The sequence below is a fragment of the Acidaminococcales bacterium genome (genome assembly GCA_031290885.1).
Taxonomy (GTDB): domain Bacteria; phylum Bacillota; class Negativicutes; order Acidaminococcales; family JAISLQ01; genus JAISLQ01.
Genome location: JAISLQ010000084.1, coordinates 1 through 7182 on the forward strand (window position 1 = coordinate 1; position 7182 = coordinate 7182).

8 protein-coding genes are annotated in these 7182 nt (G+C 55.9%); all 8 read left to right on the forward strand.

Features of this window, described 5'->3' with window-relative positions:
- Nucleotides 1-357: flagellin (locus LBO03_10500; GenBank protein ID MDR3350001.1), on the forward strand; the 357-nt coding region annotated here is incomplete at its 5' end.
- Between the two features lie 129 nt (nt 358-486).
- A complete protein-coding gene (locus LBO03_10505; protein ID MDR3350002.1) occupies nt 487-747 on the forward strand; it encodes a hypothetical protein in 261 nt (86 codons plus the stop codon).
- Nucleotides 744-2573, forward strand: a complete 1830-nt coding sequence (locus tag LBO03_10510) for a DUF115 domain-containing protein (protein MDR3350003.1) — start codon at nt 744-746, stop codon at nt 2571-2573. The genes LBO03_10505 and LBO03_10510 overlap by 4 nt, the downstream gene beginning before the upstream one ends.
- A 25-nt stretch (nt 2574-2598) precedes the next feature.
- Complete coding sequence (locus tag LBO03_10515; GenBank protein ID MDR3350004.1) at nt 2599-3507, forward strand: hypothetical protein; 909 nt, start codon at nt 2599-2601, stop codon at nt 3505-3507.
- Nucleotides 3508-3553: 46 nt separating this feature from the next.
- Nucleotides 3554-4543, forward strand: coding sequence for a UDP-N-acetylglucosamine 4,6-dehydratase (inverting) (pseB, locus tag LBO03_10520; GenBank protein ID MDR3350005.1), 990 nt, complete (start codon nt 3554-3556; stop codon nt 4541-4543).
- On the forward strand, nt 4540-5694 hold the full coding sequence (pseC, locus tag LBO03_10525; protein MDR3350006.1) for a UDP-4-amino-4,6-dideoxy-N-acetyl-beta-L-altrosamine transaminase: 1155 nt from the start codon (nt 4540-4542) through the stop codon (nt 5692-5694). Before pseB ends, pseC begins: the two co-directional genes overlap by 4 nt.
- 172 nt (nt 5695-5866) lie before the next feature.
- On the forward strand, nt 5867-6430 hold the full coding sequence (pseH, locus tag LBO03_10530) for a UDP-4-amino-4,6-dideoxy-N-acetyl-beta-L-altrosamine N-acetyltransferase (protein ID MDR3350007.1): 564 nt from the start codon (nt 5867-5869) through the stop codon (nt 6428-6430).
- A 149-nt stretch (nt 6431-6579) separates the two neighbouring features.
- Nucleotides 6580-7182, forward strand: a 603-nt coding sequence (locus LBO03_10535) for an Rpn family recombination-promoting nuclease/putative transposase (GenBank protein MDR3350008.1), incomplete at its 3' end; no start/stop codon positions are given.

Here is a 7182-nt window from a genome sequence, read left to right on the forward strand (position 1 = left end):
CAGGTAACCTTCGCGTCGATAAGCGACATGCGGGCGCGGGCGCTGGGGCTCCAATACACCAGCGTGTCGAGCAACGAGAAGGCGCAGGCGGCGATCACGGAAGTGGACAACGCCACCACGCGGGTGTCCTCGCAGAGAAGCCTTTTGGGGGCGATCCAGAACCGGATGGAATACGCGATCAACGCGCTGGAGACGACGTCGGAGAACGTGACGTCGGCGGAGTCGCGCATCCGCGACACCGACATGGCGGCGGAGATGTCGAGGTTCTCGAAGGAGAACATCAAGTCGCAGGCGGCGCAGACGATGGTGGCACAGGCAAACGCCCGTGCGCAGCAAGTGTTGACCCTCCTGCAGTAGCCTATTGTTTTCGCGGACGAAACATGTTAAAATGTCCGGCAAAAAAGAGGGGTCGGGATTTTCCGGCCCCTCTTTTTGTGGTATAATGGTATAATATAGATGTTATCATAAAACAGGCGGGGAGTTTTTATGACGGAGAAAATAACCGGCCTTCTGGACGAAGTGCAGGACGAGGTTTTCGCTCTGCAATTCAAAGAGGCGGACAAGAAGCTGCTGCTTTTGCTGGAAGGGCTGGAACCTTGGGCAAGCGAGCTGCGGCCGGACAAATTGCCGGAATTCAACAAAATAATGCTGGAAGTATCCGCCGCCCGGCAGAAAGCCGACTACCTGCTGCTGGCCGACCTGTTGGAATACAAGCTGCGGCTCTTTGCGGAAAAGGCGGCCACATGAAGAATTTTCTGGAGGAAAATTTAAATTTCTTAAAAAACAACGCGCCCGCTTTGCACGCGCAACTAATCAACGGCGAGGACGATACGGGGGCGGAAGCTTTTTGGGACGGCCGGCGCCGTTTGCTCAAGGTGAAAAAAGGCGCCGCCGAGGTTACGCTGGGCAGCGCGGTCAACCCCAAGCGGGAGGCGGAGCGGCTGTTTGCCGCAAGCGACGAAAACGCCGGGCTGGTGATCCTTCTGGGCGTGGGCGGGCTTGGGTTGCTGGGCGCGATAAAAGAACGCTTTCGCCGCCTGCGGCGGCTGGTCATCATTGAGCCCAGCCGGAACATCTTTCGCGCCCTGCTTGAGGAAATGCCGCTGAAGAAGATTTTCGCCGCTTTTCCCAAAACCGACATCAGCATCATACTCGGCGATGATTTCGCGCAAATAAACAATTGGTATAAAACATTTGTTTTTAATTATGCTTTGGAAAGCGCGGCCGTGCTCCTGCCGGTGGGATACGCTTCGCTTTTTCCCCTGCACCGGGGAAAGCTGGCGGAATTTGACCGGGACGCGCGGCTGCAGCTGAGTGGGACTTTAGTTACCCACCAGGCTTTTCGGTACATGTGGCACGCCAACCAGTGGCGCAACCTGAAGCTGCGTTCCGCCCATTTTTCCGCTTTGGGCGAAATCATCCGGAACATGCCGGTGATTATTGTTTCTTCCGGTCCTTCGCTCAACGAAAATATAAGCATTTTGCGCGAGGTAGGCGACCGGGCTTTTGTTATCGCCTGCGGCACGGCCATCCGCATACTGCACAGCCGGGGCATAGTGCCGCATCTGCGCCTTTCCATCGAGGGCAACAGCCTGCAGGAGCGCTTGTTTGACGGCATAGACCCGGACGAGTGCCCGCTCGGCTATACTGATTTTATAAAAAGCAGCATAGCGCGGGCTTACGACGGCAACTGCCTGGAAATATTCGCGGCGCATAATTATCCGGTGAAATCGTTGCTTTTGCGCAGCCGGGGGATTGTTGTGCCGGAAACCGGCAGCGGCGCTTCGGTTTCCAATCTGGGCCTGTTTTTGGCGGACACGCTCGGCGCGCCCAAGATCATCCTCATTGGCCAGGATCTGTGCTGGCGGCAGGACAAAAATTACGCCGACGGCAGTTGGGCGTCCGATAAAGAAAATCGGTGGCTGGCAACTTACACCAACCGTTTCCCGCTTAAAAACATGTACGGCGAGATAGTGTATACGGACAGCAGTTTTGTCAATATAAAGATTACGCTTGAGCATGTCGCGCTTATGAGCAGGAACAGGCATTTTATCAACGCCACCGAAGGGGGGCTTAACATCATCGGCTTTGAAAACAAACGGTTGATAGACGTCCTGGCGCAGGACCTGCCGCCCGCGCCGCCGGTCGCCGATTTGCGGCGCGCCGTGAAAGACGCCATAGAAGGGCAGCTGCTCAACAAACTGTGGACGGAGGATTACGCGCTGAACCTTTACCGCCGGTGCCGGCAGGAAATAAAAAGTCTGCGGGAAGAATTCGGCGTTCTGGAAGAGGCCCTCGAAAAGGCAAAGGGCAGCGGCAAGAACGCTTCCGTCCGCAACCGTTATGAAAAACTGCTGAGAGCCCCGCTGTTTGGAGCGTTGTTCGGCAACGGGCTGAGCAGGGAGGCCAAGGAAGTGCGGGAGGCACTAGCCGGGCGCGACGCAAAAAGGCAGGAAGAGGCGTTTTTGGCTTTTGTCGCGGCCGGCAAGGATTTTACCGATTTTTCGCTGGAGCTGGCCGAAGAATTTCTGGCGGGCAGGGGAGACGAGCTTGATATAATTTTTCAGACGTGAAATACAGGCGGATGGGAGTTGTTTTATGGGTTCGGCGCGTTATTGCCGCGGGGGTGACGTTTCGCCGCTTACGGCGGCGGAAAGCTTTGCCGTCGCGAAAGAATTGCCGGAAGGCTGCTTTATCGACAAGCCGGGGGTTTATGCTTTTGCCGGCGAGGCCTGGCCGGTGGAGAAGGAGGGCCTGTACCGGTTTTGCGGCGCGGACGGGCAAACCGGCCAGCGCTGTTATTTTAAAAAAGACGCTTTCGCCCTGATGTCGGCGCTTTTTAACCTCAGCGCCTATGTGGGCAAAACCTTGGAAGTGGGCCATTTTGACATTTTAAATCATCGTTTGGCCAATAAGGACGAGGAAAACTTTCCTCCCTTTGCCTTGGCCACGATAGTTTTGCACGATCTTTTCACGGCCTGGCGGCATGTCGCGCTATATTCGCCGGTCGTCGGCAACTCGGTTTTTGACTGGATAGAAGTCTGGAACGAAGAAACCGGCGCCTGGGAATTGTATTGGCCGGAAAATTACGCTTTTCTCGGCGCGGTTGGCAAGGAGCGGACCTGTTTCGATGTTTTCGCCTCTTTTGCCCGGGGCGAAGGGGAAGTTACCCTTATCGCCCCCACAAAGCCATTATACAACGGAATCCTGGCGCGGGCCGGCCTTTTGGAAGATGTCCGCGCGGCGCTGGATGACAGGGCGAAATTGGCGGAAATCATCGGGCAGCTGAAGATGTTTCCGGTGATCCGCGACCGGGGAAGGCTGGTTGCGCGAGCCGCCGCCCAGGAAGAATACGGCGGCCTTTGCCCGGACAAGAAAGCGCGGCTGGGCGGCAACCCCGACCTTGAATACGCCGTGAGTTTTCTCGCGGAAGATGATTTGCGCGAGCGCGTTTACGGCAAACAGATATATATAGTCTGGCGCCGGCTGATCCGGACGGGCGGCTGAAGGGGCGCGGCGGACTGGGACGGCGCGAGGCATTTGGGAGGAAGATATGTTTAACGGTAAAGCGGTGATGGTTACGGGCGGCACCGGTTCTTTCGGCAGGATGTTCATAAAGATGCTTCTTGCCCGTTACAAGCCGCGCCGGGTGATCGTCTTTTCCCGGGACGAGCTTAAACAATTTGACATGCGGCAGACTTTCGATCATCCTTGCATGCGTTATTTCCTTGGCGACGTGCGCGACGAGCACCGCCTGCTGCAGGCCATGCTCAACGTCGATTATGTGGCGCACGCCGCCGCCCTGAAACAGGTGCCGGCCGCCGAATACAATCCCATGGAATGTATCAAGACCAACGTGATGGGCGCGCAGAACGTCATCAACGCCGCCCTGGAGTGCAAAGTGGAGAAGGTAATCGCCCTTTCCACCGACAAGGCGGCCAACCCGATCAATCTTTACGGGGCAACCAAGCTGGCCTCCGACAAGCTGTTTGTCGCGGCCAACAACCTTGCCGGCAATCGGCCTACCGTTTTTTCCGTCGTCCGTTACGGCAATGTGGTAGGCTCGCGCGGCTCGGTGGCGCCCTTTTTCCGGGAACTGGCGGCAAGAGGGGCAAAAGAGCTGCCGGTAACCCATCCGGGCATGACCCGTTTCTGGCTGCGGCTGGAAGACGGGGTGGATTTCGTGCTGGCAAGTTTTAAAAGGATGCGGGGCGGGGAGATTTTCGTGCCCAAAATTCCTTCCATGCGCATACTCGATCTGGCAAAAGCGGTCGCGCCGCATCTGCCGGTAAAGATCACCGGCATCCGCCCGGGCGAGAAGCTGCACGAGGTAATGTGCCCGGCGGACAGTTATTATATAACGGTGGAGTTTGACAAGTATTATGTGATAAAACCCACGATAGATTTTGCGCGGGAGGTAGATTACGAACGGAGCCTTGACGGGGAGAGCGGCCGGCCGGTGCCGGAAAACTTTGAGTACAGTTCCGGCGTCAACCCGCATTTTCTGACGGTGGAAGAACTGCGGGAGATGAACGGCCCATGATTTATTACGGCCGGCAAAGCATAGGGCAGTCGGATATAGACGCGGTGATCGAAACGCTCCGCTCGGACTTTTTGACCCAAGGACCGGCGGTGGAAACGTTCGAGCGGGCGGCGGCGGCTTATGCCGGGGCGCGTTACGCGGCGGCGGTCAACAGCGGCACCGCCGCCCTGCACATCGCCTGTCTCGCGGCCGGATTGGGAAAAGGCGACGTGTTGTGGACAAGCCCCAACACTTTCGCGGCTTCGGCCAACTGCGCCCTCTATTGCGGGGCGGCGGTTGATTTCGTCGATATTGACGAGGCTACTTACAATTTAAGTGTGGATTTGCTGGAGGAAAAATTAAAGAAAAGCCGGTTGAAACCCAAAATCGTTATGCCGGTGCATTTCGCCGGGCAGTCCTGCGACATGGAGCGCATCGCCGCCTTGGCGGCAAAATACGGGTTCATGGTCATAGAGGATGCCTCGCACGCTCTGGGCGCCGGGTACAAAAACAGCCGCGTGGGCGGCTGCCGGTATTCCGACATGGCGGTTTTCAGCTTTCACCCGGTAAAGATCATTACCACCGGCGAGGGCGGCATGACGCTGACCAACAGCGAAAAACTATCCGGGCGGCTGCGCCTTTTCCGCAGCCACGGGATCACCCGCGAGCGTGGGGCGATGACTCGCGAGCCGGACGGTCCCTGGTATTATGAGCAGATCGAGTTGGGCTTTAATTATCGGATAACCGATATACAGTCGGCGCTGGGGACAAACCAGCTTAAACGGGCGGATGAGTTTGTAGCGCGCCGCCGGTATTTGGCGGCGCGCTACGGACGATTGCTGGCTGAATTGCCGCTTTGTTTGCCGTATCAGGCGGAATACGCCACGTCTTCCTGGCATATTTATGCGGCGCGGCTGGATTTCGGCAAAACCGGGATAAGCAAAAGGGATTTGTTCGCGCGGATGGCGGAAAAGGGGATCGCGCTCAACTTGCACTATATTCCCGTGCACCTGCATCCTTATTACCGGAAGCTGGGCTTTGCGCGCGGCGACTTTCCGGCCAGCGAGAAGTATTACCAAGAGGCTTTCACCCTGCCCCTTTATTACGGGTTGACCGACGAACAGCAAGATTATGTCGCGTCCAGCCTGGAGAGCGTTTTGAAAGGAATATGAGCGTATAACGAGATTTGCGGCAGGGCGGGAAAACTTTCGGCATAGCGGCCTTGTTTCGATGACTGGGTTTTCCTTTCAGCCGCGGCGGGTCTTTGGTTTATAGTTTATTGCGCCGACCAAATGATTGCGGAAAAGACAAGCAGGGGAAAATTGCCGATTGGGGGCATGGCGCGTGAAGTATGGATTAAGGAAACTTGAACGCGCGGATCTGCCGCTGATCCTAAAGTGGCGAAACCGAGCCGACATACGGAAATATATGATTGACGACCATATTATTTCCCGGGAAAAGCATGCCGCATGGTTTGACGGCCGCACGGAGCGGGGCGACGATCTATGGCTTTTCTGCATGGACGGCCGACCGTGGGGCGCAACGTGTTTCACCGATTTTGATAAAACAGCGCGAAGCTGCGCCTGGGGGTTTTATATCGGCGCGCCGGATGCCGCAAAAGGCGCGGGGTCGGTGCTTGGCTGCTTGTCTATGGAGTATATTTTTAATGAACGCGACATTGTGAGGATAAAAAGTCAGGTGCTCGCGCCGAACGCGGCGAGCGCGGCTTTGCACAAAAACCTGCTTTTCGTTGAAACCGGCCGCGCGTTAGGGAAAATAAAGCGGCCTGACGGCATTCATGATCTCATTTTCTTTGAGTTGGCAAAAGGAGATTGGGAAAAGGGGAAAGCGGCCGTTTGGCAGGCGGCGCTTGAAAGATTGGGAAGAGGGGCGCGGGATGGCCTGTAAAGCTTTTTTGGGGCGGTATTTGGCTTGTTTTGGAGAAGGCGGGGAACGCGCCCTTTCCGCGGAGGCGGCCCGCCGATTCGCGAACGGACATTCAGCGGGAGACAGGATCTCGCGCCGAATAAAGTTTAATTCAAAAGGAAATGGTACCGATGAAGATGAGCAAAGAAATACTTTCGCCCAAGAACGATTTCATCTTTAAACTTATCTTCGGCGACCAGAGGAACGCCGATGTGCTGGCCTCTTTTTTGCAGGCCGTCCTTGACCTGCCCAAGAGTGAATATGAAGAACTATCCATAGTGGATCCCCATCTTAAACGCGAAAGCGCCGACGACAAATTGAGCGTGTTGGACGTAAAGATCCATACCAAGAGCGGCAAAGTGGTGGAAGTGGAAATCCAGATACTGGAGACGCCGCAAATGCGTGAGCGCATAGTTTACTACGCAGGCAAAATGATTACGGAGCAGATAAGCAGGGGAGAAGATTACGGGGCAATCAAGAGGGTCATCAGCATAGTAATAACAGATTACGAGCTGATAAAGGAAAACCGGAAATACCACAACAGATATCGGCTTTACGATAAAGAAAGCGGATCGGAGTTTACGGACATACTGGAAGTGAATACGCTGGAGCTGCCGAAAGTGCCGAAGCGGGACGACCGGACGGAACTGTTCGACTGGCTGTTGTTCTTGAAAAGTGAAGGCGGGGAGGAACTGGAGATGCTGGCGAAGAAGAACCCCCAGATAAAGAAGGCG